Source organism: Hydrogenophaga sp. GW456-12-10-14-TSB4, from assembly GCF_059424305.1.
Genome location: NZ_JBWKZH010000079.1, coordinates 1 through 25,058, shown reverse-complemented (window position 1 = coordinate 25,058; position 25,058 = coordinate 1). Strand labels below are relative to the sequence as shown.

General features: G+C 62.2%; 16 protein-coding genes and 2 pseudogenes. 5 read left to right on the top strand and 13 right to left on the bottom strand.

Features of this window, described 5'->3' with window-relative positions; translation table 11 throughout:
- Positions 1-97: 97 nt before the first annotated feature.
- The 4 genes and pseudogenes from AC07ZS_RS26110 to AC07ZS_RS26095 all read left to right on the top strand — a co-directional run.
- Positions 98-258 (top strand): annotated as a pseudogene (locus AC07ZS_RS26110) (transposase domain-containing protein); the annotation flags it as partial.
- A 699-nt stretch (positions 259-957) separates the two neighbouring features.
- Positions 958-1,308: a putative pterin-binding protein gene (locus tag AC07ZS_RS26105; protein WP_494801367.1), complete on the top strand. Its 351-nt coding sequence runs from the start codon at positions 958-960 to the stop codon at positions 1,306-1,308.
- Positions 1,309-1,464: 156 nt separating this feature from the next.
- Positions 1,465-3,741: an ATP-binding protein gene (locus AC07ZS_RS26100; protein ID WP_494801366.1), complete on the top strand. Its 2,277-nt coding sequence runs from the start codon at positions 1,465-1,467 to the stop codon at positions 3,739-3,741.
- A 215-nt stretch (positions 3,742-3,956) separates the two neighbouring features.
- Positions 3,957-4,487, top strand: a complete 531-nt coding sequence (locus tag AC07ZS_RS26095; RefSeq protein WP_494801365.1) for a spore coat protein U domain-containing protein — start codon at positions 3,957-3,959, stop codon at positions 4,485-4,487.
- A gap of 346 nt (positions 4,488-4,833) precedes the next feature.
- Here the strand turns inward: AC07ZS_RS26095 and AC07ZS_RS26090 are convergent, their stop codons facing one another.
- The 3 genes from AC07ZS_RS26090 to AC07ZS_RS26080 form a co-directional block, all read right to left on the bottom strand.
- The gene (locus AC07ZS_RS26090; protein ID WP_494801364.1) at positions 4,834-5,232 is read right to left on the bottom strand and encodes a cupin domain-containing protein; all 399 of its coding nucleotides are present in this window, start codon (positions 5,230-5,232) and stop codon (positions 4,834-4,836) included.
- Between the two features lie 97 nt (positions 5,233-5,329).
- Positions 5,330-6,748, bottom strand: coding sequence for a hypothetical protein (locus tag AC07ZS_RS26085; RefSeq protein ID WP_494801363.1), 1,419 nt, complete (start codon positions 6,746-6,748; stop codon positions 5,330-5,332).
- Positions 6,749-6,793: 45 nt separating this feature from the next.
- Entirely contained in the window at positions 6,794-7,093 is a 300-nt protein-coding gene (locus AC07ZS_RS26080) for a hypothetical protein (protein ID WP_494801362.1), read from the bottom strand.
- 190 nt (positions 7,094-7,283) lie between these two features.
- On the opposite strand from AC07ZS_RS26080, the gene AC07ZS_RS26075 reads away from it, so the two are divergent.
- A complete protein-coding gene (locus AC07ZS_RS26075) occupies positions 7,284-8,825 on the top strand; it encodes a winged helix-turn-helix domain-containing protein (RefSeq protein WP_494801361.1) in 1,542 nt (513 codons plus the stop codon).
- 125 nt (positions 8,826-8,950) lie between these two features.
- Here the strand turns inward: AC07ZS_RS26075 and AC07ZS_RS26070 are convergent.
- The 10 genes and pseudogenes from AC07ZS_RS26070 to AC07ZS_RS26025 form a co-directional block, all read right to left on the bottom strand.
- Positions 8,951-9,142, bottom strand: a pseudogene (locus AC07ZS_RS26070) (hypothetical protein); the annotation flags it as partial.
- 89 nt (positions 9,143-9,231) lie between these two features.
- The gene (locus AC07ZS_RS26065) at positions 9,232-10,776 is read right to left on the bottom strand and encodes a methyl-accepting chemotaxis protein (protein ID WP_494801360.1); all 1,545 of its coding nucleotides are present in this window, start codon (positions 10,774-10,776) and stop codon (positions 9,232-9,234) included.
- A gap of 219 nt (positions 10,777-10,995) precedes the next feature.
- A complete protein-coding gene (locus AC07ZS_RS26060) occupies positions 10,996-13,260 on the bottom strand; it encodes an ATP-binding protein (RefSeq protein WP_494801359.1) in 2,265 nt (754 codons plus the stop codon).
- Positions 13,257-13,751 (bottom strand): putative pterin-binding protein, encoded by a 495-nt coding sequence (locus AC07ZS_RS26055; protein WP_494801358.1) that lies wholly within the window; start codon positions 13,749-13,751, stop codon positions 13,257-13,259. The genes AC07ZS_RS26060 and AC07ZS_RS26055 overlap by 4 nt, the downstream gene beginning before the upstream one ends.
- Positions 13,752-13,881: 130 nt before the next feature.
- Positions 13,882-14,100 carry a hypothetical protein gene (locus tag AC07ZS_RS26050; protein WP_494801357.1) on the bottom strand — a complete coding sequence of 73 codons (219 nt, stop codon included), beginning with the start codon at positions 14,098-14,100 and terminating at the stop codon, positions 13,882-13,884.
- Positions 14,101-14,411: 311 nt separating this feature from the next.
- Entirely contained in the window at positions 14,412-15,395 is a 984-nt protein-coding gene (locus AC07ZS_RS26045; RefSeq protein ID WP_494801356.1) for an IS5 family transposase, read from the bottom strand.
- 784 nt (positions 15,396-16,179) lie between these two features.
- The gene (locus AC07ZS_RS26040) at positions 16,180-16,791 is read right to left on the bottom strand and encodes a class I SAM-dependent methyltransferase (protein ID WP_494801355.1); all 612 of its coding nucleotides are present in this window, start codon (positions 16,789-16,791) and stop codon (positions 16,180-16,182) included.
- Between the two features lie 3 nt (positions 16,792-16,794).
- Entirely contained in the window at positions 16,795-18,273 is a 1,479-nt protein-coding gene (tnpC, locus tag AC07ZS_RS26035) for an IS66 family transposase (protein ID WP_494801368.1), read from the bottom strand.
- Between the two features lie 111 nt (positions 18,274-18,384).
- Positions 18,385-18,570 carry an IS66 family insertion sequence element accessory protein TnpB gene (gene tnpB / locus AC07ZS_RS26030; RefSeq protein ID WP_494801354.1) on the bottom strand — a complete coding sequence of 62 codons (186 nt, stop codon included), beginning with the start codon at positions 18,568-18,570 and terminating at the stop codon, positions 18,385-18,387.
- Positions 18,567-25,028 carry a hypothetical protein gene (locus tag AC07ZS_RS26025; RefSeq protein WP_494801353.1) on the bottom strand — a complete coding sequence of 2,154 codons (6,462 nt, stop codon included), beginning with the start codon at positions 25,026-25,028 and terminating at the stop codon, positions 18,567-18,569. The genes tnpB and AC07ZS_RS26025 overlap by 4 nt, the downstream gene beginning before the upstream one ends.
- Positions 25,029-25,058: the final 30 nt, after the last annotated feature.

Here is a 25,058-nt window from a genome sequence, read left to right as displayed (position 1 = left end):
CCACGGTGGCCGGGTCTGGGTGATCTCGGCTCCGGGCGAGGGCGCCACGTTCTTCTTCACGCTCAAGGCGTGATGACGGCGGGCGGGTTCGGGGTTGGCCGGCAGCTTGCGCGCGGGTCAACATCCTGTCGCCGTGCTGAGCCCGAATCAGTGGGCATGACCGGTATGCCTATTTGAAGGATGTGTTCCTGCGCCTGCCCACGCAGCCGAACAGGCCGCATCGACGAACGGCTGCCGCCTCACTGGCAGCGGAGCTGACCGCTTGCTCACGCTGGCATGTCACATGCCCCGGCAGCCGTCACGATGGATTGGCTGCGCGTACGCCCCTATATAAGCCTCTCAATTCATGACGCCACGAAGGTAAAGAGTGCCCCCCGCGCATTCGGACTTCAACTGCAGCTTTTGGCCGTGACCCTGTGGGATCTGCTGGTTGACGCCTCGATCGCTTACGCAGCCATCATGCGAGCCTCGTGCTGCGACTGATGGATACGTTGCATCGCAGCCCTGCAAGCGCAGCAAGGTGCGTCAAGGTTGGCCGCGCCTACGCCACCAGACCCTGAGGCTTCAAAGCGCCCTTTCACCTCAGGTTGGCATTATTTCTGCATCTTGATGGTTTATATGATAAATGTGATTTTTAACATTAAAATGCTCAATATGACACATTCATCCGGTTGAATGTGCCGATTTCAACTAGAGTCCACGCGAGGAGCTTTGATGCCGCGTGCCCATGGTCCAAGAATGCCGTTTGAAGGCAGTACATGGAGACCCATCAGCCCCTCCCTTGTGAGAAACCATATGTCCAGAAAGCTGTTGATCTGTCTCTTTCCTTCTTTGGTACTTTGCTTCGCAAGCGCCCCCTTGCATTCCCAACCACTGATCGAACCCAAGGCCAGAGTGGTCTTGACTGTGAGCGGGGAGATAGGAAGGACGAACGGAAAGGGTGTGGCTCGATTCGACATGGACATGCTGAACTCTTTGCCCCAGCAAACCATTCGGACACGCACACCCTGGTATTCCGGCACCTCGGAGTTCACGGGACCACTGTTGGTGGATGTGCTCGCGCTAGTCGAGCCAACCGGCACCTTGATCAAGGCCAGAGCGCTCAACGACTACAGCGTCACTATTCCAGTGTCAGATGCGAGCAACCACCACATCGTGTTGGCCACGCGCCTCAATGGAAAACCCATGTCCGTCCGGGACAAGGGCCCCATTTTTGTCATCTACCCGTTTGACTCCAAAGAGGAGCTTCGTGCATCGACTTACTACGCACGTTCGATCTGGCAACTCAAGTCGATGGAGCTGAAATGAAACGTTTGCATTCAAGCCGGTGTGGCCTGCACGGTGTAGCCGATCTGCTGAAGGCGGCGGATGAGGCGGTTGGCGGTCTTGGACGCGTCGGCGCGGTCGAACTACACATCCGTTTCATGCGTCGCGGCTCGCGCGCAGCGCGGTGGAGCAACTGAGATGAGTGTGGCTGGGAATCTGTATCGAGGGAAGGCCCGACTCTGGGTTGCACTGGCTATTTTCTCCGTGCTTATGCTCTCGCCAACCGCGGTGATCCAGGTCAAACAGTCGCAGCTGATCCACCAGCTGACCAATACCCAGTACGACTCGATCACTTGGCAGTTCTTCCAACTGGAGCGTGAACACGTCAAGCTGTTGCGCATGCTTGACCGAGCCCTCGAGGGCAAGGCCTTGCCTTCGGCAGACGAGTTCGTGGAACTGTATGAAATATATGTCAGTCGGGTGAACCTGATCAAGGAACACCAGCGCACCGATCTGATCGACCGCTCGCCTGTCTATGTAAAGTTGCTCAGTGAGCTTGACGCCATCATTGCCTTGGCAGACCCAGTCTTTGCGCAGCCGGAGGGGCTTCTCTCTAAAGTGCGTGAGCTTGAGGACGTCTCGCGAAGCCTTTGGGAGGTTGAGCCGACGCTGAGAGAAATGAGCCGAGAGGCTTCTCGAGCCACATCCCTCTACCTTGACGAAAGAAATTTTCAGATCCGCGAGCAGGCCAGGGCGCTGACTGTGCTCACCGTACTCCAGGTGCTGCTTCTCCTGTGCCTTTTGGTCTTGCTGGTCCGGCACATCAAACGCCAAGACTTGCAATACGCACTTCTCAAGAACTTGAGCGACGATCTTGAGTCTGCAAGGCTAGAGGCGGAGCATGCGAATCAAGCCAAGAGTGTGTTCTTGGCCAATATGAGTCACGAGATTCGCACGCCTTTCCAAGGGCTTATGGGCATGCTCAACCTGCTCAACACCACCACGCTGAACGGTGTGCAGCGTGATCACGTGCAAACTGCGCTCGACTCTGCTCAACATCTTCTGGGAGTCCTCAACGACATCCTGGATATTTCAACGATTGAATCCGGCGAGCTCAAACTCTTGATGTCACCGCTAGACTTGGAAGACCTTGTAGACAACACACAGGAACTCATGCGTCATGCCGCCATAGAAAAGGCGGTTGATCTCCGTTTTGAGTATGGCGAGCGTCTTCCCAAGTGGGTGCGAGGTGATGCGATGCGCATCCGACAGATCCTCTTCAACCTCATTGGAAACGCCATCAAGTTCACCGACCATGGGGAGATCAAGGTCAGTGTCGACCTGAGGCCCGGGTCAAACGGGAACGTGTCCATCGTCATAGAAGACACTGGAAACGGCATGGACGATGCGACCCTTGACCGGTTGTTCACCCGCTTCTACCAGGCAGACAATTCGTTCCTGCGAAAAACAGGTGGCACTGGCCTTGGTTTGGAGATATCGCGCAGCCTTGCCCGACTCATGGGCGGTGACATCACAGTCACGAGCAAGGTTGGTATTGGGTCGCGATTCGAGGTCACACTCGACTTGCCCGAAGCAACGGCACCCACTCCATCCCGCGACGACGTGAAAGTCGAGTCAGCGTCATACCAACGCCTCAGGCTGCTGGTCGCCGAAGACCATTCCATCAACCTGAAGTACATGAACTTGCTCCTCGACAAGATGGGTCATGATGCTGTGTTCTGCGGAAACGGACTCGAGGCGCTCGATTTGTTGCAGCAGCAATCCTTCGATGCGGTCTTGCTGGACTACCACATGCCCGAACTCGATGGCATCTCAACTGCCCAGGCCATTCGAAAAATGGGGGGGGTGTCATCCCATATCAAAATCATGCTCGTGACGGCTGACGTGGTCGGGGAAATCAAGAGCCGAGCGGAAGAGGCAGGAGTCGACTGCTTCGTGAGCAAGCCACTAACACTGCATGACCTCAACCAGGCGCTGCTGAGCTGCGGACTGTTGATCCCAGAAGCGCCAAAGGGGAACGAGCTGTCGGATCCATCTGATCTAACGGCCCTCTTGCAGAGTCTGGATGCGCAGTTTCCTCTCGCGGTCGATCTGGTGGCCTACCAGCAGTTGGTGCCTTTTGCGACTCGTGAAGTCCGTGCCGAAATGGTGGCGTTGGTGTTGGCTCCACAGTCAGGTTCTCTCGATGTTCTGGTCAACGCTATGACCGCAGGAGATCAGCCGGCGATTGAGCGGGCCGCTCACAATCTCAAGGGTGCCGGCATGCTGTTGGGCCTGTCTAGTCTAGTGCGTGCCGCCACCGAAATCGAAAGCACGGCAACGCAGCTGAACTCAGGCGACGCAGCTCAATGGAAGGCAAAACTCAGACACCTGGGTGAGCGCAGCAAGAATGAGATATCCCAGTGGGAAATGTCGGTGAAGGAGACGCCCCTGCCCGTTGAGCCAAACCGGTAACGCCAAGCGCGGAGTCGCTCAACTGCGACTCATGCACGTCGTCGAGCGATTGCTCGCCTGCGCTTGTCACGCTCCATCTTGGTGAACGCCATTTGCGGGATCTTGTACTGCTGCGAGGCACCGCCAGTTTCACTGGCGGTGAGCGTATGGCACACACAGCAGCATAGACATCAAGGTGATTGAATCACTGCTAGCAAAAAAAATTGAAACTTATGTTGAGCGATTTTCAAGCATGGTGGGTCACCCTGATGCTGGCAATGGTGTGCCCTCCCTCGGCCGGGCAAGCCATAGACCAGCCGCGCTGCGCGATCACGTCGATCCAGCTGGGAGCCCTGACCAAAAGCCTCCCGCTGAACGAACCGGAATTCGTTGAAGGCCAGGTCGAGGTGATGTGCTCAAGCACATCACCTCATTCACAAACCGTGGAATTTGGGCTGATCGAGGTGGACAGCGCGCCCTCGCGAAACGAACGGAGTGCGACGTCCACAACGCCCTCGCCGCACATTCGTGTGGATCTGTTCTCCGATGGCGCAGGACGCACGCCGTTGCCGCTCAAAGCGTCAGAACTCAACGACTATCCCACCCGCCGTGTCATCCCCAGTTCAGGCACGGCCCAGCTGTCCATTCCGTTTTATGCGCGAGTGGTTGTGGGAACACTGCTGAGTGCAGGCGACTACAACATCGCTCGCGACATTGTTTTGGTGTACCGCACCAGCGATCCCATGCGTCCGGTCAACCCATCTTGAACATGACCTCGGTCGGCAGACAGCACGCCAACTCCCGGCATGTGTTGCCATAGACTCGCCGTGAACTGCCGCTGTCAGGTGGATGGATGTTTGCATCGATGATGAGCTCCAAGCAGCCCATTCTGGACCGCGAGTTGTTCACGCAAGCTGTTCTGACCAAACAACGTCGAAAACCAGTCGACGACCCTCGCTCAGTTCCTGATGATCGTCCGCGATGCTAGGGTTGCGATAGTCAATCCTGTTCTACGATTGTCGCGACGCGGCCACGTCCGGTCACTGGTGACACAAGAGGCGCGAATAGACAAAGGCAGCTCTAAAGGTGACGCTGACTTTGAAGCCAGGGTCGTCATATCGCGTCCGGCTCGACCGTGGCCACTTCCTCGGTGCTGAAATCGCCCGGCATCACGACCTCGAGCATTTCGACATCGGGGCTGTGGCCGAGCTCGCGGTGGCGGATGCCGGGCGGCTGGTAGACGCACGACCCGGCCTCCAGCCGCACGGTGCCCTGCCCTTCGTAGTCGAACTCGATCCAGCCCTTGAGCACGTAGACAAGCTGGAACCGGGTGTCATGCCGGTGCGGCCGGCTCGAGAACTCCGTGCCGGCGGCGGCCCGGATCACATGGGCATCGAACTGTCCGCCGGTCGCGTGCTGGATGCCCAAGTCGCGGTACTCGAAAAACGAGCGCAGACCGCGCTCGAAGTGGGCCTGCCGCGCATGGGTCACCGTGAAACCTTGCGTCGTCATCGGGGTCTCCTGGGTCGGTGTCGTTGGCCTCGGTCCCTGCATTCCGCTGACGGCAAAGGTCTCGACCTGGCGTCCTCTCATGTGCGGCGATCCGGGGTCAGGTCGTGGCGGACGCCAGCAGTGCCGGCAGCCTGGCGCCGGCCGCACCCGCCTTGGCGCCCATTTGCCGCAGCAGCGCAAGCCGGGCCGTGTCGTCGGGTGTCACGCCGCGCAGGTACACCGCAATGGCGTTCAACCGACACTGCATCAGCCAGGCCTGCAGCCCGGCATGCTGGCGCCAGCGCGCCGTGTTGGCGAGCGTCACGGCCCACATGCGCAGCCAGTCGATCGGCTGCTCGGGGCTGGGCACCACGGTGCACAGCGCATTCCTCTCCGCCGGGTCGGTGACGTGGCACTCCACGTAGGCGATCAGGGCCGCACTGAAGAGCGGCTGACAGGTGCGCACCATGAGCAAGTTGATGCGGCTGGCCTCGAACACCGGCAGCGACGGCGGCATCACGATCGCGCAAGCGCTGCAGTCGATGTACAGCGTGTCGGGATCGACGGGAACCGTGCCATGGTCGAGCACGATCTGCGCCGCCTCGATGCTGCGCAGATGGCCGAGTCGCACGACGTCGTCAATGCGTCGCAACTGGGCGAGTTCGGTCTGCGACACCACGGCACAGCGAAAGGTGCTGGGCTGCACGGCCGGGTCGATGCGCAGCAGCAGCTCGGCGGCTTCGAGCCGCGCGAACAGCTCCGGCACCGAGGCGGCCTCGGCGATGGCGTCGAACTGACCGATGTTGCTGCCGACGCTGCGCTCGAAGTTCTCAAGGCCCGGCTGAAAGTTGGCGCGGTTCAACAACCACGCGTCGCGCGGCATGACCCAGCGGATGCGCGCCGGCGCCACGCCGTTTTCCAGCAGCCACAGGATCGCGTCCATGCCGGTCTTACCCGAGCCCACGACGGTGTATGCGCCATGCGGGCGGCTGATGTCGGGCAGGCGATTCAGGGGCACGCAGTTCACGCCCGGGCCAAGCTTGTACTTCGGTGCGTGGGTGGACGGCACGGCGGTCTGCGCGTGGGTCGCGTTGACCACCTTCTTGCGCACGCTGACGTTCTGCCTGGTGCGGTTCATGAGCGACCTGATTTCGAGTACCCCGTCAGCGTCTGTACAAACCTCGGACATCGGTAGCCAGCGCACCCGACCCGAGGGCAGGAAGCGCTGTTGCATGACCTGATCGAAATAGGCAAGCACCTGGGCGCCCGACGCCAGCGCGTACAGGCCGGCGTTGAACCCGGAGGCATCCTGGGTTCCCTGGCTCAGCTCGTGCGAGGCCACGCCGTACCACTCCGACGGCTGGTGCAGCCGAACGAACGAGTACGCGTCGTTCCAGTGGCCGCCGGGGCGGTGGTGCCGGTCCACCATCAGCACGGTGGCGTTGGTGTCTTCACTCAGCAAGGTATCGACAAAGGCCATGGCAGTGGCGCCGGCGCCAATGACGAGGTAGTCGGCTTCGTGTTCGGAGGCGGACATGCGGATGATCCTTGGGCTGCTCAAGGTCTTGCCGCGACGATGGTCTCAGGTGGTCTGCCAGATGGCATCGCGCGTCGTACCGCCGATGAAGCACTCGGATGCGCCATTGACCAAGTCCCAGTATTTCGGATCTGCAAGCATCTTGGTGGTGATGACCTCCATGGCTGCCAGGTCGGCGTAGCGGGTGGACCACGCGATTCGCTGCGGATTCCCGCCCACCGGGCGCAGCACCTCCACGTCCAGGTGATAGCTGCTCTTGAAGAAGGCCGAAATCTCCTTGGCGAAGATCATGGCGGCCACCTGCTTGCCGGGCTTGACGCAGACCACACGAACGAATGCAATCATTTGAGGTCTCCTGACGCCATTGGAGAATGTCCTCTGGCGATCCCCGGCGACATGGGCTGCTGGAGGCGGCGCGATCATGAGCAACGCGCAGTGGGGACTGTCGAGGCTCGCGCGCGCCTTTGTCCTTTAATTTCCCTAAATCGCGAGCCGTTCGGTTAGATTGCGGGACGCCCCCACGACGAGAGCCAACATGGCGGAATCTCTGGTCTTTGGTCGCTTTGAGTTGTTGCTCGAACAGCGCCGGCTGCTCGAGCGCGGCTCGCCCGTGACGCTTGGCGCACGCGCATTTGACCTGCTGGCTGCGCTGGTGCAACACCGTGACCGCGTGGTGTCCAAGGACGAACTGCTTCGGTTGGTCTGGCGCGACGCGGCGGTGGAAGAGAACAACCTCAGCGTGCAGGTGTCCACCTTGCGCAAGGTGCTGGGCGTGGATGCGTTGCGCACGGTGTCAGGTTATGGCTACCGCTTCACCCTGCCGGTGTCGCCACCATCTGGCCCGGCCGCAGCCGAAAGCATGGTGTTGGGGCTGCCCGACAAGCCGTCGATCGCGGTGCTGCCTTTTGCCAACGCCGGCGGCGTGCTTCACGATGTGACGTTGATCGAAGGCATTGGCGACCAGATCATCGATGCGCTGTCCCGGGCGCGTTCGATCTTTGTCATCTCACGCCACAGCGTGCAGGCTTACCAGGGCCGTGTGGTTGACCCATGCACGGTGGCACGCGAGCTGGGCGTGCGCTACGTGCTCGAGGGCAGCGTGCGCCGCTCGGCCGAGCAGGTGCGCATCGCAGCCGCGCTGATCGACGCGATCAGCGGTCAGCAGATCTGGGGTGAGCACTACGACCGCAGCCTCGACCAGCCGTTTGCCCTGCAGGACGAAACGGCTCGCGCCATCGTCATTGCGATGGCGCCTCACATCGAACGCTCGGAGATCGAGCGTGTACGTGGGCCCCGGCCGCAGAAGGACAGCGCTTACGCATTGGCGCAGCGCGCCTGGGCGCAGGCTCGGGAAGGGCTGTCTCGCTCCAACTGCGGTGCGCGCGACGCCGCTGTCGCATTGGCGCGCGAAGCGCTGTCCATCGACCCGCGTTGCAGCGCGGCGCACAACGCCATCGTCGACGCACTCTCCTGGCACTGGTACTTCGACACCGCCACGCCATCGACGTTGCAAGATGCGCTGGATGCGGCTGCGCAGGCGCTGGCCATCGACTGCAACGACGCGCTGGCCTACCGCGGCCGCGGCTGGCTGATGCTGGTCAGCGGCAAGCTGCCCGAGGCAACAGCGGACTTCAGGCGCTCGCTCGAACTGAACCCGAACGATGCCTTCACGCTGGCCCGGCTCGGCGTGTGCGAGGCCGTCGGCGGCGATCCTGCTGGCGGCCTGCGCCAGTGCCTGCAGGCGCTGCGCCTGAGCCCGCGCGACCCCGCCCGGTTTCATCTGCTGGACAACCTGATTTGGGCGCAGTTCGCCGCCAAGGCCTACGACGACGCCATCGACACCGCACGGCAGTCGCGGCGGGAGGCCGATTTCGCGGGCACGCGCCTGTGTCTGGTGCTGTGCCTGGTCGGCGCGGGTGACTTGGGTGGCGCTGCCTGCGAGCTGCGAGACCTGAAGCGGCTGGCGCCCGCTATGGTGGCCGCGCGGCTGAGAGGCGTGTGGCTGGCCGGTGACGCCGAGGTGCGTCGGCGCGAGGTCGATTTCCTGCAGGCGGCCAACGGTCAAGCGATCCTCTGAGGGGAGTACGTCGGCACCGTACAAAGCCGAGAGTTGTCAACGGCAATTGGCCGAATCGCTGTTCTGCCCCCGCATCATGGGTACGTGAATGGTTGTGTCGGGTCGCGAGCGAAACAGAGGCTGCCTCATTTTCGACAATACTTGCGGGAACCCTCTGGCCGATGAATCTGGGTCAACAGGGCCTTCGGCGCGCGCTCCCGCGCATGCTTGATCTCCGGTTGCTTCAGTCGCGCCAGCGCGCGCTCCTTTATGACCAGATCCGCCTCGACATACATGTGAGTTGTCGAACGGCTCTCATGACCCAGCCAGAGCGCGATCTCACCAGCGACGCACGCCTTACCTGCCGGTCCTTCACCTCAGGCCGCGTCGCCCTGCGCGCTGGCGACCACTTTCATTTTCTGAAAATTTATTTAAACACGTTGACCGCCTTGACGAGCAGTTCCATTTGCGTGCGCAGGCTTTCAGATGCTGCCGTGCTCTGCTCAACCAGTGCTGCATTTTGCTGAGTGACTTGGTCTAAATGCCCCACGGCTGTCGCCACTTGGGTGATGCCATCACTCTGTTCTCGGGTTGCAGTGCTGATCTCGGCAATCATGTGTGACACCCGATTCACCTCGACCACGATCTCTTTCATGGTGCGACCGGCACCATCTACCATGAGCGATCCAGCATTGACTTTTTCAACACTGGCTCCAATGAGTGACTTGATCTCCTTGGCCGCCTCGGCGCTGCGATGGGCCAATGACCGGACCTCGGCCGCGACAACAGCAAATCCGCGACCTTGCGCCCCGGCGCGCGCGGCTTCCACAGCGGCATTCAATGCCAGAATGTTCGTTTGAAACGCGATGCTATCGATTACGCCAATGATGTCGCCAATCTTGTTCGAACTGTGTGCGATATCGTTCATTGTGTGAATCACATCCGCAACGGCTCTCCCGCCTTTATCCGCTGCCTCGCTAGCTGAAGAAGAGAGCTTTGCCGCTTGTTGAGACGTTTCGGCGTTGTTCTTCACGATGGCACTCATCTCCTCCATTGACGCTGCGGTCTGCTCCACACTTGCGGCCGCCTGTTCCGTTCGGGAACTGAGGTCGTTATTGCCCTGAGCGATTTCGGATGCTGCTATTTTTGCATTGAGCACCTGTTCGCGAACGTCGTCGATGACCCAACGAAACATCAGTCCAAGCTGACCAACGGCACGCATCGTCATGCCGATCTCATCGATCCGGTTCATATGCGTCGCGCTGTGGAAATCGCCGGTTGCAAGACGCAGTGCGTGCTCTCGCAACTGCGCGAGGGGCTTGTAGATTTGATAGCGCATCCACAGGGACGCGAGCAACATGCTCACCGTCAACAAGGCCAAAAACTGTGCCAATGCCGTGCCAGCCAGTCCCGCATGCCAGGCACCCGTTCCCACAAGCAGCGTTGCGATGGAAAGTCCAATGTTGCTTCGGGCCTCGGCGGAGATGGCCTGCATGATCGACATCCAACGCATCATCCCGGTGCGACTGATGAGTCCTTTGCGAAAACCAAGGTCGCCTGCTTGGCCGTTCCTGAATTTTGCGTAAAGCGCGTTCGCAGAAGCGACTTCCTCTTGGGAAGGCTTTGTTCGAACCGACATGTATCCTGTGATTACCCCATCGCGCTTCACAGGCGTTGCGTTGGCGCGAACCCAGTAGTGATCACCGTTTTCACGCCTGTTTTTAACCAAGCCAGTCCAAGGCTCTCCGCCTTGAAGGGTGGCCCACATGTCTTTGAATGCCTCAACTGGCATGTCGGGATGGCGGACCAAGTTGTGCGGCTGACTTTCAATCTCTTCTCGCGAATAGCCACTCACGGCGACGAAGGCATCGTTCGCATAGGTGATATGGCTTTGCGTGTCCGTGGTGGACATGAGTGTCGCATCTTCTGAGAAGGTAAATTCTTGTTGTGTGACCGGGATATTTTTGCGCATCTGATTGCTCTGCTGGTGTTACCTGGAGACACGAATCGTTGCTCGTATCCCGCATATTTTTTGACAAAATTGATTCAAACTTCAGAGAGGAAAGGCGCGCAATTTTCAGATTCCGATTAAGAATCCAGAAACGCTTGCCCAGACATCTCGAAAATCCTCCAACCTCGCGCCGAAGCAAGCGCCGCAATTGGCGGTTGTTCAAATACGATATGCGTGCGGTCAGATGAATTTGATTTCGACCGCTTTGGCCATAAGAGGCAAAGCTGCGACGGTGTCACGAATGTCCACTCTCAGTGTTTCGCTCAACTCGCGCAGTGTCCGAATATCTCCGGCTTGACCGGATTTTTCGATGTCGGCGGCCACCGCGATCAGCGCGCGAAGACCGAGCAACATGCAGGAACCCTTGAGACGGTGGGCCTGGTAGACGATGGCTTTGAGATCCTCGTGCTCCAGCGCCTGCTGCAGCACGAGAGCGGTGCCTTCCGGCCCTTTGAACAGCATGTCCAGGAGTTGGTTGAACATCTCCCTGGGCATCATCGTCAGCAATTCCGCGTGGGTCTGGGCATCGATGAGCTGCTGCGGACTGCGCACCGTGCGAATGGGTAGCTCCAGAACGCCAGGCTGGGTGTCGGCACTGCCCTCGAGCACGCCGCAACGGCGCAGTGCGCGGCGCAGGTCGGCTTCCTGCATGGGCTTGGGGGCGAATTGCGTCACGCCTGCCGCAGTGGCCCGTTCACGGGTGTCGTTCACCACATCGGCGGTGACCATGACAATGGGAACCTGGCCCGTCGGCGATGGCAAGAGGCGGATCTCCCGGGTGGTGGCGATGCCGTCAAGCACAGGCATGTGGTAATCCAGCAGCACGACGTCAAAGCTCTCGCGGTTCAGAATCTGCAGGGCTTCGAAGCCGTTCTCGCAGAACACCGCCTCGTGGCCCATGCGGTCGATGAGCAGGTTGAGGTACTTGAGATTGACAGGGTGGTCCTCGGCCACCAGGAGCCGCAGGCGGCGCACGGGCGTGCGGCGGCGCTCCCAGGCGTCGTCGTCGAGATGCAACACCTTTTCCGCGGGTGGCGCCGCCGTGCGTGGCAGACGCAGTGTCACGACGAAAATGGAGCCCTTGCCCAGTTGGCTGGAGACACGGATGTCGCCATCCATCATGCGCGCGAGCGTGCGCGAGATCTCCAGGCCCAGTCCCGAGCCGCCCACGCGGCGGCGCAACGAGTTGTCGGCCTGGTAGAACCGGGTGAAAAGGTGGTCGACCGTGTTCTGGTCCATGCCCATGCCACTGTCCTTCACGGTCATGCGAACACCATCCGGAATGGACAAGTCGGCTTCGAGAATGACCTCAATGCTGCCGCGCTGGGTGAACTTCATTGCGTTGTTCACGAGGTTGAACAAAATCTGGCGCACGCGCGTGGGGTCGACCATCACCCAGGCAGGCAAGCCGTCGTCGCACTGACAGCTCATCTGCACCCCCTTGTCGTTGGCCAGGGGTCCCAGCAGGTTGGTGACTTCGTGCGCCATGACACGGAGGTTCACCGGTGCGGACGAAAGGGTGAGCGTGCCCGACTCGATGGTGGAGACGTCCAGAATGTCGTTGACCACGCCCAGCAGATGCTGGGCGGAGTCGGTGGCTGTGCGCACGTAGTCTCGCTGCTCGGTGCTCAGGCGCGTATCCTCCAGCAGCTTGAGCATGCCCAGCATGCCTTGGAAGGGGGTGCGAATCTCATGGCTCATGTTCGCAAGGAAGACGCTCTTGGCGTGGTTGGCGGCTTCTGCGTGGTCACGCGCTGTTGCGAGTTCCTGAGAGAGATTCTGCAGGTTGGCGTACTGTCGGGTTTGTTGGCGAATGTGACGCACGAGAAGTGCCACGAACAGCAGCATGGCGCCTACCTGCACAGCGGCCAGACCGATGAGCAGCAGGCTCTGACGACGCAGTTGGTCGTTGCGTTCGTCTACGAATCGGGCTACAGCCCTGTTGGCCTCGCGCGTAAGCTCGCTGAGTGCGGGCGACAGGTCTTGCGCGGCCCTGTGCAGGCGATTGAGCGATGCGGCGTCGCGCACCAGACGTTGGGGGTCGTTGAAAAGTGGCTCCGCGCCGCGCTGGAAATGGTCGATCTTTTGCAAAACGGGTTCGAATCCAACCCAAGCGGCAAGCAGGTCACGACGCGGTATTTCGGTCACCAGGTTGATGCGGCTGAGGAAAATTTCGTAACGCTCTTGGAGATCTTCTGGCTGCAAGGTTGAACCAACGGCGCCCGCTTCAAGCAGGGCTTGATTCAGACGACCGAGTTCATATTCCAACTGGTAGGCCTGCCACATGATGGAGTCCACCTGCTGGGTCTCTGTGTCCTGCAGCATCTGCAATTGGCGCCACTGCAACCAGCCCAGGGGCGTGAGCGTGACGATGAGCAGGGCGGTGATGGCCAGGGCCCACTGGCGAGGACGCCAAGCCGCAAAGCCGGTGGGTTGGCGGTTCATTCGATGTTCATGCGTTTGAGTTGCCAGATCGAGCGCTCGTAGTAGGTCGACGAACGCAGTTCGACCTTACTGTCGAATGGGTAGATCACGAAGAGAGGGCCCTTGTCGCGCACCGCAATGGGCTTGTCATCGAGCAGGCGCGCCACGATCACGCCGTGGACTTGGGCGTCGGCCAGTGGGATGCGGATGGTGTAGTCGTTGATCGCGCTGGCGCTGATGGTCTTGCCCTGGGCCTTTGTAGCTGCGAGCAAGTCCGCCAGGAGCGGGCCGGTGAACTTGACCGGGCGTTCATGCCATGGCGTGTGCGTGGTGAAGCTGTGCTGAGGCAGAGCCTCAAGCATGGGCATGTCGAAGACGGCATCCTTGCCCCGATTGACTTGGCCAATTTGCCCCGACAGCGTGAGGATGACGCGCCCTTTGGGGACCGCCAACTCATCGGCAACGGCCGGTCCGCCCAGAGCAACCGAAGCAAAGCACGAGAGAATGATCATCGCGCGCCGGGAGAAGAAAATTACAAGTGACATTGAGCCTCCGGAAGGGTGTATTGGTGCCTAACACAATGGTTGAAATGCCAAATAATTCGATGAAATCAAATTGAGGCCCTTTGGCTGAAAAACGTCTCTATTCCGATTGAGGACTTCTTTGATTTTCATCTAAAGCGCCGCCATCAATTTTTACCACTCGAAAATCGACAAATTGAGGGTTCGACTCAACCAAATTACCTTCAATAACACGAAGCCTATCCCATGCCAAATCCAGCATTTCGCGTTTTTTCGTGATTGCAAGCTCATCTGCTGCAATTTCATTTATGAGTTCGACTACAGAAAGTGGAGTTTCCATACTGATTCATCGTTCAGCGGATCTTGTTCGATTCCGTGATTGTATAAGGTTGACACTATGCCCAGCCTTTTCAAAGGCTTGGAACTCGTCGAATTTAAGGCTGTTCGTGAAAAACATCTCCTGACCAGTGTTTCGGCGATCTCTGTGAAAAAATGAACGAACAAGATTGATCTATGGAAGGTCTGCACAACACTCGCCGAGGCGAGCACTGATTCGCGATATGTCAGATGGCGCAATCCGCGGAGCAATTCGGGGCGTTCGAGGGCCGATTGGCAGCCCTGTGCAGGCCCCTCGGGCGACTTCGGGCGCACTCATCCCCGGGCCTCTTTCAGAAGCGTTCGGCGCACCATCCACAAATTGCTCAGCGCGAACAGCGTGTGCAACTGCGCTGTGTTCTTGGCAAGCCCTCGGTAGCGCACCTTCACATGTCCGAACTGGCGCTTGATGACCCGAAACGGGTGTTCCACCTTGGCGCGGATACTGGCCTTCACGTGTTCGAGCTTGTCGAGCACCGCGCCCATCGGCGTGACCTTGTCCAGGGCCTTGCGCTTGCCCGGGCGCATCGCCACATGCCAGTTGGCCTCGATGCGCTGAGCCTCTTCTCGCTTGCTCACACCCTGATAGCCCGCGTCGGCGAACACGTCCGCTTCCTCGCCATGCACCAGCGCGCTGGCCTGCGTCACATCATTCACGTTGGCCGCCGTGCCCACGACCGTGTGCACCAGGCCCGAGTCGGCATCCACGCCAATGTGTGCCTTCATCCCGAAGTGCCACTGGTTGCCCTTCCTCGTCTGATGCATCTCGGGGTCGCGCCCGCCGCTGTTGTTCTTGGTCGAACTCGGCGCGGCAATCAGCGTAGCGTCCACCACCGTGCCGCTCTTCAAGAGCAGCCCCTTGGCCGTGAGCGTGGCATTGACCGTGGCCAGCAATTGCAGGCTCAGATTGTTCTTCTCCAGCAGGTGGCGAAAGCGCAGGATGGTGCTCTCGTCGGGCACGTTGTCTTCGCCCATGTCCAGTCCCGCAAACTCGCGAAACATCGGCGTGTCGTACAGCGCCTCTTCCATCGCCGGGTCCGACAGGTTGAACCACTGTTGCAGGAAGTGGATGCGCAGCAGCGTCTCAACCGCAAATGGCGGGCGACCACCCTTGAGGCCGGGTGCCGGCGCGTGCGGCGCAATCAGCGCCACCAGCTCGGCCCACGGCACCACCAGGTTCATCTCATCCAGGAACTCGCGCTTGCGCGTCCTCTTGGTCTTGCGCTCGAAACCGCTCTCAGCCAGGCTCATTTGCTTCATGTCGGCAATGTCTCACATCACGCACGGCGGGCCGGGGTTGTGCAGACCTTCCCTATCGCAAGGTAGAGTTGAAAACAGAAGATTTGGTCGGTTCGGCCAAACTCAGCTTTCGCTCTTGGCCCGGGGCTCGACGAGTTCTTGGTCTCCGAGGGGGCCACAGTGCTTGACGTTCAGCACGCATGCCTGCAGCGGGTGGGAAGGCGAGAACACCCCCCCCCGCAACGAGGCCAGCCACCCGCACGCACGCGCCGGAAAGACTGTTCTGTGCAACGGCTCGTCCCTCGCACAGTCAGCGAGATCTGTTGGCCGGCGTGTGCGCCCACGATGCTCGCCATCGGCCCGGCGGTGGTCGCGGCCGTGGATCTGCGCCTCAAGCCTACGTTGCTCCAGTGGCTGCGGCTGATGGAGCCACGCGAACTGAGCGCCTCTCGATTTGGCTCACAGGACCGGATCGTGGCAATTTTTAGACGGGATTGCTGAGCGGGCGGGCTTCCTCGGCTGCAGTCACGTTGGCGGTGTCGCGCAGGGGACGGGATCCCGATGTAGTGGGGCGGCCGCGTTCGAGCGTGGCCGCCGCCTTCGCGAGGAGGTTCTCGCGCATGACCGCAAGGGTGGGAGAGGCAACTGCTTATTCGCCGGCAGATGCGCACGGGCAAGCGCTCGGCCGCCGTGATGAGCCCGATCCAGTCAGCGCGAATGAACGGGCGCGACCCCCTATTCCCATTTCGGGATGCAATGGCCCACGCCTTCCCATGCACCACGCCAGGCAGATGGAGAGTCGCTTTCACATCGATGGGGCAGGCGAGCCGCAGTTCGGCTCCTTGCGACATAGGCAGTAGACGAATTTCTGAACCGTGCCAAACGGCGTATGGTGTTCTTCGCGTTCCTGCTGCAGAAGCGTGAACGGAGCACCAAACTCTGCATGCAACCCATTGGCGCTGTACCGCATAACCGGCAAGCCGCTGCACTTGTCCGGCCCGTCCTCCGCAAACGTCGCCACGATGACGCGACCGCCAGGTTTGACTGCGCGCAAGACAGCCGGATCGTAGGCCTCCCGTTCCGCCGGGGCAGGGAGGAAATGAAAGACGGCCCTGTCATGCCAAACGTCATAACCATGACATGGGAACTCCACGCGCGTGACGTCGCGCACCAGCCAGGAGACTTCGTCAGCGCGCTGGCCCAGGCGGGTCTTTGACGCCGCCAGCGCCGCCTCGGACAGGTCGAGGACAATGACCCTCGTGTACCCCTCATTGAAGAGGTCGTTTACCAGCGTCGAGGCACCCCCTCCGACATGGATGATACCGGCGTCCCGGGAGACGCCAGTCTGGCGGATGAGCTGAACGGACTGCCGAGCGTGGTATGCGTCCGGCCATCCCATCTTGACGATGTGCGCCATGCGCTATTGAAGTCGCCAGCGGTACGGCAGAAGTTCTGCGATGCGACTGGCAGGCTGGGTCGGCAGCCTCTGCAGGACATCGCGCAGGTACGCATGCGGCTCAAGGTCATTGAGCTTTGCCGAATGGATCAGGCTCATGACCGCAGCAGCGCGCTTGCCGGCACGCAATGAGCCAGCGAACAACCAATTCTGGCGTCCCAGCGCGATGGGCCGGATGCGGTTCTCCACCCAGTTGTTGTCAATGGGAAGCGAGCCGTCTTCAAGGAATCGCGTGAGTGCGATCCACCGTTTGAGGCTGTAGTCCACGGCTCTGGCCGTGGCCGAACCGTCCGGGATCTTCTGGCGCTGCTGCCGCATCCAGTTGTGCATGGCATCGGCAACCGGCCTTGATCGATGCCGTCGCACGTGCAGCCTGGCTTGATCGTCTGCGTCTGCCACTTCGCGCTCAACGTCATACAACTGCCCGAAGAACTTCAACGCCTGCTCGCCGATCTGGCTGCCGTTGTTGGCCCACAGCTCATGGAACTTCCGTCTGGCGTGCGCCATGCACCCGACCTCGGTGACCCCCAGCTCGAAGCAGGCCTTGTAGCCGCTGAAGTCGTCGGTGACGAGCTTGCCCTGCCAGCCTGGCTGCTGCACCGTCCCAGGCAAGCCAAGGAACGCGCGCACGTGCTGCCCACCTCGGCTGTCCGCGAAGTCGAAGACCACGGCCTTCAGCGGATTGAACTGCGTGCTGCAGTAGCTCCACAGATAGGCCCGGTGCGTCGAGCCGTGGCCGGGCTTGAGCATTGCCACCGGTGTCTCGTCGGCATGCAGCACGTCCTGGCGCAGCAGCTCTTGGCGCATCGCGTCGACCAAGGGCTGCAACTGCACGCCGCATTCGCCGACCCATTGGGCCAGTGTGGAGCGCGCCAGGGCGTGCCCCGCGCGCTCGAAGATCGCTTCTTGCCTGTACAGAGGCAGGTGATCTTGGTACTTGGCCACGAGCACTTGCGCGAGCAGTCCCGTCGTGGGCAGGCCCTTGTCGATGACGTGAGGCGCCACGGGTGCCTGCACCAGCTTCTCGCAGCAGCGGCACGCCCACTTGCCTCGGATGTGGCGCTCCACCGTGAACACGCCGGGTTGGTAGTCCAGCTTTTCGGCCACGTCCTCGCCGATGCGCTTCATCGGCTCGCCACAGGTGCAGACGGTGTTCTCAGGCTCGTGGCGGACCTCTCGGCGCGGCAGGTTTGCGGGCAACGCCTGGCGCTTGGGCGTTTCCTTCTGGCCCGCAGCCTTGCCGGCGGGTTGCAGCTGATCGATCTCGGCGGCCACGGCGGCCAGGTCGCAGTCCAGCGTCTCATCCAGCAGGCTCTTCTGCTCGGGGTTGAACTTCTCGCTTTGCGCGGCGAACTTCAACCGCTTGAGGATCGCGTTCTCGTGCGTGAGTTTCTCGATGACGGCCTGTTTGAACGCGGCATCCGCGCGCGCCGCGCGCAACAGTTCGCGTAGCTGCTGGGAGTCGAGGGTTTCGAGGTCGTCGGCGATCACGAGGAGTGATCGTCCCAGAACCTTGCTCGGATTGCCATGGGCGCTTTCCGCAATGGACGCGCGCTACAACACCGTGATGACGCCGGCCTCGCCAACGAGCTGCCACGGCAGACCGAGCACCAAAGCATCGAGCTGGACACGGCTTAACGTGAGCGTGCCGGTGATGTCCTTGGGCCAGATGAACTTTCCACTGTTCAGGCGCCGTGCGGCCAGCCACACGCCAATGCCGTCATGCACGAGTACCTTCATCCGATTGGCGCGGCGGTTCGCAAAGAGGTATTGGCAAACACCAGGTCCACGATGTGCGGGCTGCTCTCGGCCGCGTCTTCCTGCGTGCCGGCAAAGCCGCTCAGTTGCAGCGGGTCCACACCGCCGTTCTTGGCCGTGAGCACCAGGGTGTCGCCGTCGATGGTCACCGTGCCCAGCGCATTGGCAATGGCCGCCACGGGCTCGGTGCTGAAGCTGGCGGTGCGGAAGTCCAGGGACACTACGCTCAGCGAGGCGCTGGCGCCGGTGGCGTCGGTGGTGAGGGTCAGCGTGCCGTTGGCCAGCGTGGCGCTGGCCACACCCTCGATGTTGCCGATGACGGCCAGCAGGTCGGCCACGGTGGCCCCAGGGCCGGGGTTGAAGAAGGTTGTCACCGCCACGCCGTTGATATCGAGGTCGATCACCACCGGCGCGGGTGCGAGGCGGTCGGTGCCTGCAACGGCCAGAGCCAGCTCCACCGTGGCGGCGGTGGGGGGCAGGTCGGGACCAGCGGGTCCAACATCGGCGCCGGTGTCGCCGAGCAGTTGGCTTGGGAAGCTGCTGGGATCCTCTCCCTGGTACAGGGCCAGGCTGTAAGGCGGGATGGCCAGCGTGACACCGCTGCCCGTGGCCACCGTGGTGAAGGTGGCCACATGGGTCACGGGGTTGTAGGCAACGTTCAGTCGCCCGTCTAAGACCTGCCCGAGGTCCCTCAGCGCAACCGACAGATTCACCGAATCCAGTCCGGACACGGCGACGCTGTAGTCCTCCGGATTGCCTGCGGCCGATGCCGCGTAGGTGTAGATCAGCGAGACCGTTCTGAAACTGCCCTCGGCCACATCGGTGAGGTCAATGGACAGCACCGCGCCTTGGGCAGGCGTTGGCGCACCCGGCACCAGGTCCGAACCCGTGTCTTGCCCCGTCAGCGCCACGGTGCTGTCCACAGAATATTCGCCGTCGCGGGCGATCACCAGCGCGTCGCGCAAGTTGGCCAGGGTGGCGGCCTTGCCGTTGGCCATGGCGGCCGTCACGGTTTGCCCGGCCACGCTCACGCTGACCTCGCCGCCCAGGCCGTCTGTGTACACGGTGTCGCGGAAATCGCCGTCGCTGGCGCCGCTGAAGTCCAGCGCCGAGACCTGGTGCTGCGCCAGCACAGTGGCGCTGACCTCGTCGAGCGAGAAGAAATCGGGGCCCACGCCCGCGGCGGTGAAGCTCAGGGTGCCGCCGCTCAGGCTCACGTCGCCGACGATGCCTTCCAGGCGGCCCTCGCTGCCAGTGCTGCCGCTGGCGCTCACGTCGATGCCGGATACGCCGATGGACATCACAGGCTGCAGGAAGAAACCGCGCTCAACAGGGTCCCCGTTGGCGTCGCCACCCACACCGATGAAGGCGTCCGGGCCGGTGGCGGTGGTGGTGATCACCAGCTCACCGTTCACGAGCTCGGCAGAAGCCAGGCGCCCCGCGGAACCGTCCACCATGCTCTGGAGCATGTCCTGGACGGGGCCGACGGTGTTTATGCTGCCGCTGTAATCGGGCGTGCCATCGCCGTCCAGGTCGAAGGCGTACTCCAGCGACAGGGCCAGTGTCTCGTCGGTGAGCCCGGTCGCCGCCAGGCGCAGCACGGCGGGGCCTTCGGTGCTGGCGGCCAGTTCGTGGGCCACCGCAGCGCGCAGCGCTTCCAGGGTTTGGCTGGCGCTGCCGGCCACCATGTTCACAGTCACCGTTTCGGTGGCCGAGCCTTTGCTGAAGCTCACGCTCACCTGGCCGCCTTCGAAGTAGTCGGCGTCCACGGTGCTGAAGCTGGCGCTGGATTGCTGGGCGATGCCTGCGAAGTCGATCTCGGCGCCCGCCACCACCACGCCGTTTAGGCCGGGCTCGGTGGCGGTGAGGCGGATGTCGCCGGTGAACTGCACAGGCACGTAGCTCAAGGACCCCGTGGTTCCGGCAACCGTGGCGTCAAGCCCTTCGAAACGCAGCAAGCCGGTGTTGTCGTCGTACGACGGACGCACCAGGACCGGGCCCGTGTAGTCGCCCAGCGGTTGAAACCCAAAGTCGACGAGGTTGGGTGAGGCCATCAACGCGTCGAAGAAAGCGTCCATCGACGCGAAGCGAACGAACGGGTCGCCCATAATGGTCTCGGTTGCCGGGCCTTCCACGGTGTACTCAGCGAAGTTGCTGGCGCCGTCGCGAAAGATCACGGTGAAGCCCCGCTGCACCAGGATCGCGCCGTTGCCCAGACCGGGCGACAACTGGAAGTCGACGTATACGCCGCTCTGGTCCAAAGCACGGCCCACCGACCCACGCTCGCCCAGCTCCGTCACAAGCTCGGCGTTCACGCTGCGCTCGGCGTGGGCGTTGATGGTGTCCACCAGGCTTTGCTGGGCTTGCTGCGCGGTGTGGCCGCTGGCGGTGGACATGGGCGCTTCGTAGAGCTGGCCGTTGACCGTCACGCGGAGCTGGCCGCCCTCGAAGTAGTCGGCGTTGTTGGTGCTGAAGTGCACCGTCTCGACCTCCTGGGTACCAAACTCGTCGAGTTCAATGCCGCTCACGGTGTAGCGGCCCACGCCCTCTTCTAGCGCGGTGAGCGTGATGCCTTCGGCCAGGTTGAAGCGCGCGACTTCCCAGTCCTGGCGCGCTTCCAGCATTTGATAGCCTACATCCAGCGTGACGGTGAGCAGGCCGGTGCTTTCGTCGTAGCTGTAGTTGAAGGGCGACGGGGCCACGTCATAAAAGTCCTGGAAGTTCGAGGTGGCCATTACCCGGCCGTTGTTCAGGCCATCCACCAGGGCCTGGATGTTGTCCACCCGCACGGCATTGACGGTCCGGGTCGGGTCCCCAGGGTATTGCAGGGTCACGCCGGGGTAGACCGGCAAGCCCATGGCGTCGAAGGTGGACACCACGTAGTCCAGGGGGGTCGTGCCGGTCATGGCGGCGGTGAACAGCCCAAAATTCAGCTGGTTGATGAGGAAGGGCTCACCAGCGGCGAGGTTGAGCGCGAACGAGGCCGAGGTCGCTGTGGTGCTCGCCTGGGCCACGAAGGCCTCATGAATGGCCGCCCCTTCCAGCACCGCCGGCACCACGACGTCGCCGAGATTGCCCGAGATGGCGATGCGGTCCACCAGGTTTTGCAGGGAGGCCAGGGGGTCGCCCGCGACCATGTCGGCCTCGATGAGCACACGGTCGGCGGTGGTGCTGTCGTCGCCGTCGGCATCCAGCGTGAAGCGCAGCCGGCCACCGGTGAAGTAGTCGTCCGGATCGGCGCTGAAGACCACCGAACGCTGTTCCTGCATGCCGGCCATGTCGAGTTCTGCCACCGTCACATCGAAGCTGTCGGCGCCCACCTCGGCGGCGGTGAGAGTGAGCACACCGGTGTCGGGGTTGAGGCTGACGCTGCCAATGGCCTGGGCGATACCGGTGCCGCTCGCATCGGCCGCGATCTCGGCCCGAATGGCCGTGACCAGCGCGTTCAGGCTGGCCGCTGCCGTATCGGCCATGGCCACCTCAACCTCGTAGGTGTCGGTGTCTTTTGTCACGCTGATGCGCAGCGAGCGTGACAGCGTTTCACCGCCGCTGCGGTAGGTCTCTGCGGTGTAGTCGGCGTCGTTGGTGCTGAAGCTCACGGTCTCGGCGTGGAGTTGCCCCGGGTTGCTGATGCGGGCCGACAAGCTGCCGCTGGAGGTGACGTGCAGCTCGGTCTGCGGCGTGAGGCCCACCAGGTGGATGACGCCGTCGCCCTTGACGACCACGTCGGCCAGCAGGCGGGAGCCGTCTGCGCCCAGTTGTTGCGAAATGGTGTCGGCCAGCGCCCGCAGGCTGGCGTCTGCGTCGTTGGTCACCACCGGCGCCGAAATGGTCCGTCCGTTGATGCGCACCGACAACTGGCCGCCGGCGCGGTAGTCGCCGGTGCTGGGGTCGGCGTCGGTGGAGAAGGCCAGCCGCACCACGGGCTGGCCGCCACCGTCGAGCGTGGTTTCAAAAACGATCGCGTCCAAGCGCGTGTCGGCAGTGGTCAGGCGGATGGTGTCGCTGCCCAGGCCACCGACCACGGTGTCACTGCCCCGTCCGGCGTTGATGCTGTCGTCGCCCGCGCCGCCTTCTATGCGCAGCCCGATCGATGCATCGAAGGCGGTGAAGTCCATCGCGTTGGGGTTTTCGTTGCCCTGCGCCACCACCTCGGTCGCGTTGACCAGTGCCGTGCGCTGCGCGGGGTTGCTCAGCGCGGCTTGCACGGAGCTGAAATAGTCGCGCAAGCTGTAGACCACCTGAGTCTCCAGATCAAAACCCTGGTTGGCCAGCGCCACCGCTTGCGCCAGGCTCAGCGGGGTGGTAACCGTGAGGTCGATGGTTCGGGCGTCGAACCCGGCCACGGCCTGCTCGAACGCCTCGGTGAAGCCGACGCTGGCAGGGCCCTCGCCCGCTGCCAGGTTGATCGGGTAGGCGTGCTGGGCCATCGCGGTTTCGACGTCAAACGTCGGGTCGTTAACGTTAGCGGCCAACAAATAGCTGCGCAGCACATCGCCGCCCACAACTACCACGTCGCCGCCGGTACCAAAATCGGTGAGGTAGCTCTCCGGGTCGATCAGGGTCGCCGGACTGCCGCTCGCGCCCACGCCGTGCTCGGTCATAAAGGCCCGCATCTCATCGTCCGTGAGTGGCGTGTTCGAGAACATCAGCACATACACGTCGCTGAGGCTAAGCAAGAGCATGCCGTCGGGCACGGTGTAGCCCAAGGGGTTGGTCACGTCGGCCAGCGTCACCGTGATCGGCCCGTTGCCCGTCGGGTCGTTGGCGTCCAGCAGCCAGGCAAAGGCCACGTCGGCGGGCGTGAGTGTGGATGGGAGTGACTGATCCACCTCAAGACCCAGGCCACCGAAGATGCCGGCCGCGCTGAGTTGCAAAGGATCGCCGGTCCATGGCGTGGGCTCGGCGCCCAGGGCATCGAGCTGAGCCTGCAGCGCTTCAATGGTACTTTGCATGGCCGCCAACTGGCCAGCGACCGAGTTGGGGTCGGTCGGGTCGCCCAAACCCGAGCCTTGCAGCGCGGTCACGGCGGCCTTAAGCCCCGCTATGGAGTCCAGCGTTGCAGCCAGCGCCGGGCTGCTGTTGTCGGCCATGGTGTCGATCTGCGTCTGCAGGTCGGCGATGTCGGCGTCCAGGCGGGCGGCCAGGGCCTCGATCTTGTCGTCCAGCGCGGCGTCGGCGCTCTCCAGATCGGCCTGCAGCGCGCTCACGGCGGCGGTCTGCGCGATGTTGTTGCTCGACACCGTGGCGGCCAGGGCGGTCACGGTGGTTTGCAGGGCGGTGTGGCGGTCGCTGAGCGTTTCCAGATCGCCCGTGAGCTGGTTCAGGTCGGCGCCGGTGCCGGTTTGCAGGTCGGTGATCTGCGTCTGCAGGTCGGCGATGTCGGCGTCCAGGCGGGTGGCCAGGGCCGTGATCTTGACGTCCAGCGCGGCGTCGGCGCTCTGCAGCGCGGTCTGCAGCGCGCTCACGGCGGCTGCCTGCGCCGTGTTGCCGCTCGACACCGTGACGGCCAGGGCGGTCACGGCGGCTTGCAGGGCGGTGTGGCTGGCGCTGAGCGTTTGCAGATCGCCCGCGAGCTGGACTACGTCGGCGCTGGTGCTGGTTTGCAGGGCGTCGATCTGGCCCTGCAAGCCATCAATCAGGACCGCAATGCCCGGGATGCTCGGATAGGCGATTTGCGAGAGCGCTTCAGGATTCGGCAACACAGCCACTGTCGTCACACCGTCGACCGTGACGGGGGCCTCGACCGTGACGGTGGTGCCGATCAGGATGGGCTTGGGGGCGTCTGAATCGAGATAGATCGCCAGTGCGCCGTCCAGCGCTTCTTGCTGTGTGAGGCTGATGGTCAGCTTACCCAGTTCTGTGACGCTGACCAGCGAAGCCATGGCCTTGAACTGCTCCAGCGTCACGATCAACGTGGAGTTGACGATGAACTCGACCCCTGGCGCAATGTCCACGGCTCTCAGGTCCACACCGCCTTTGGAGACCTCAATCTCGTTGAAACCCGTCAGCCGGCTGTCTGCCGTGAGCTTGACCACATCGCGCGCGTCTTCAGGAAACACGAAACGAATTTTCTGCACATCGGAGAGGCGCGAAGTATCTAGCCTGAGCGTGCGCAGGTCGGGATTCGCCGACGCGCTCTCGATCACGAGGTTTAGTACATCCTGCCCGGCGCCGGCATTGCCCACAAACCGCAGGACGGCGGCATTGGGGGCGTTGAGGGTGTAGGTGTCTGCAGCGTTCGACCCCGACAGCTGGATCACCAGTTCTGTACCGGGGGGGACATCCAGCGTCTTGCTGGCAATGTTGTTTACCGTTGTGACCGCCGACACCCCTGCCCGGGAAAAACTCACCTCATCGGCTTCGTTGATGGTGATGGTGATGGGCCCGGTCGCCGTGCCGCCAAACACCACGCGCCCGTCCGCTCCTCCGGTCACCACAAACGTTGGCTTGGGTGCGGAGGGGGGGGG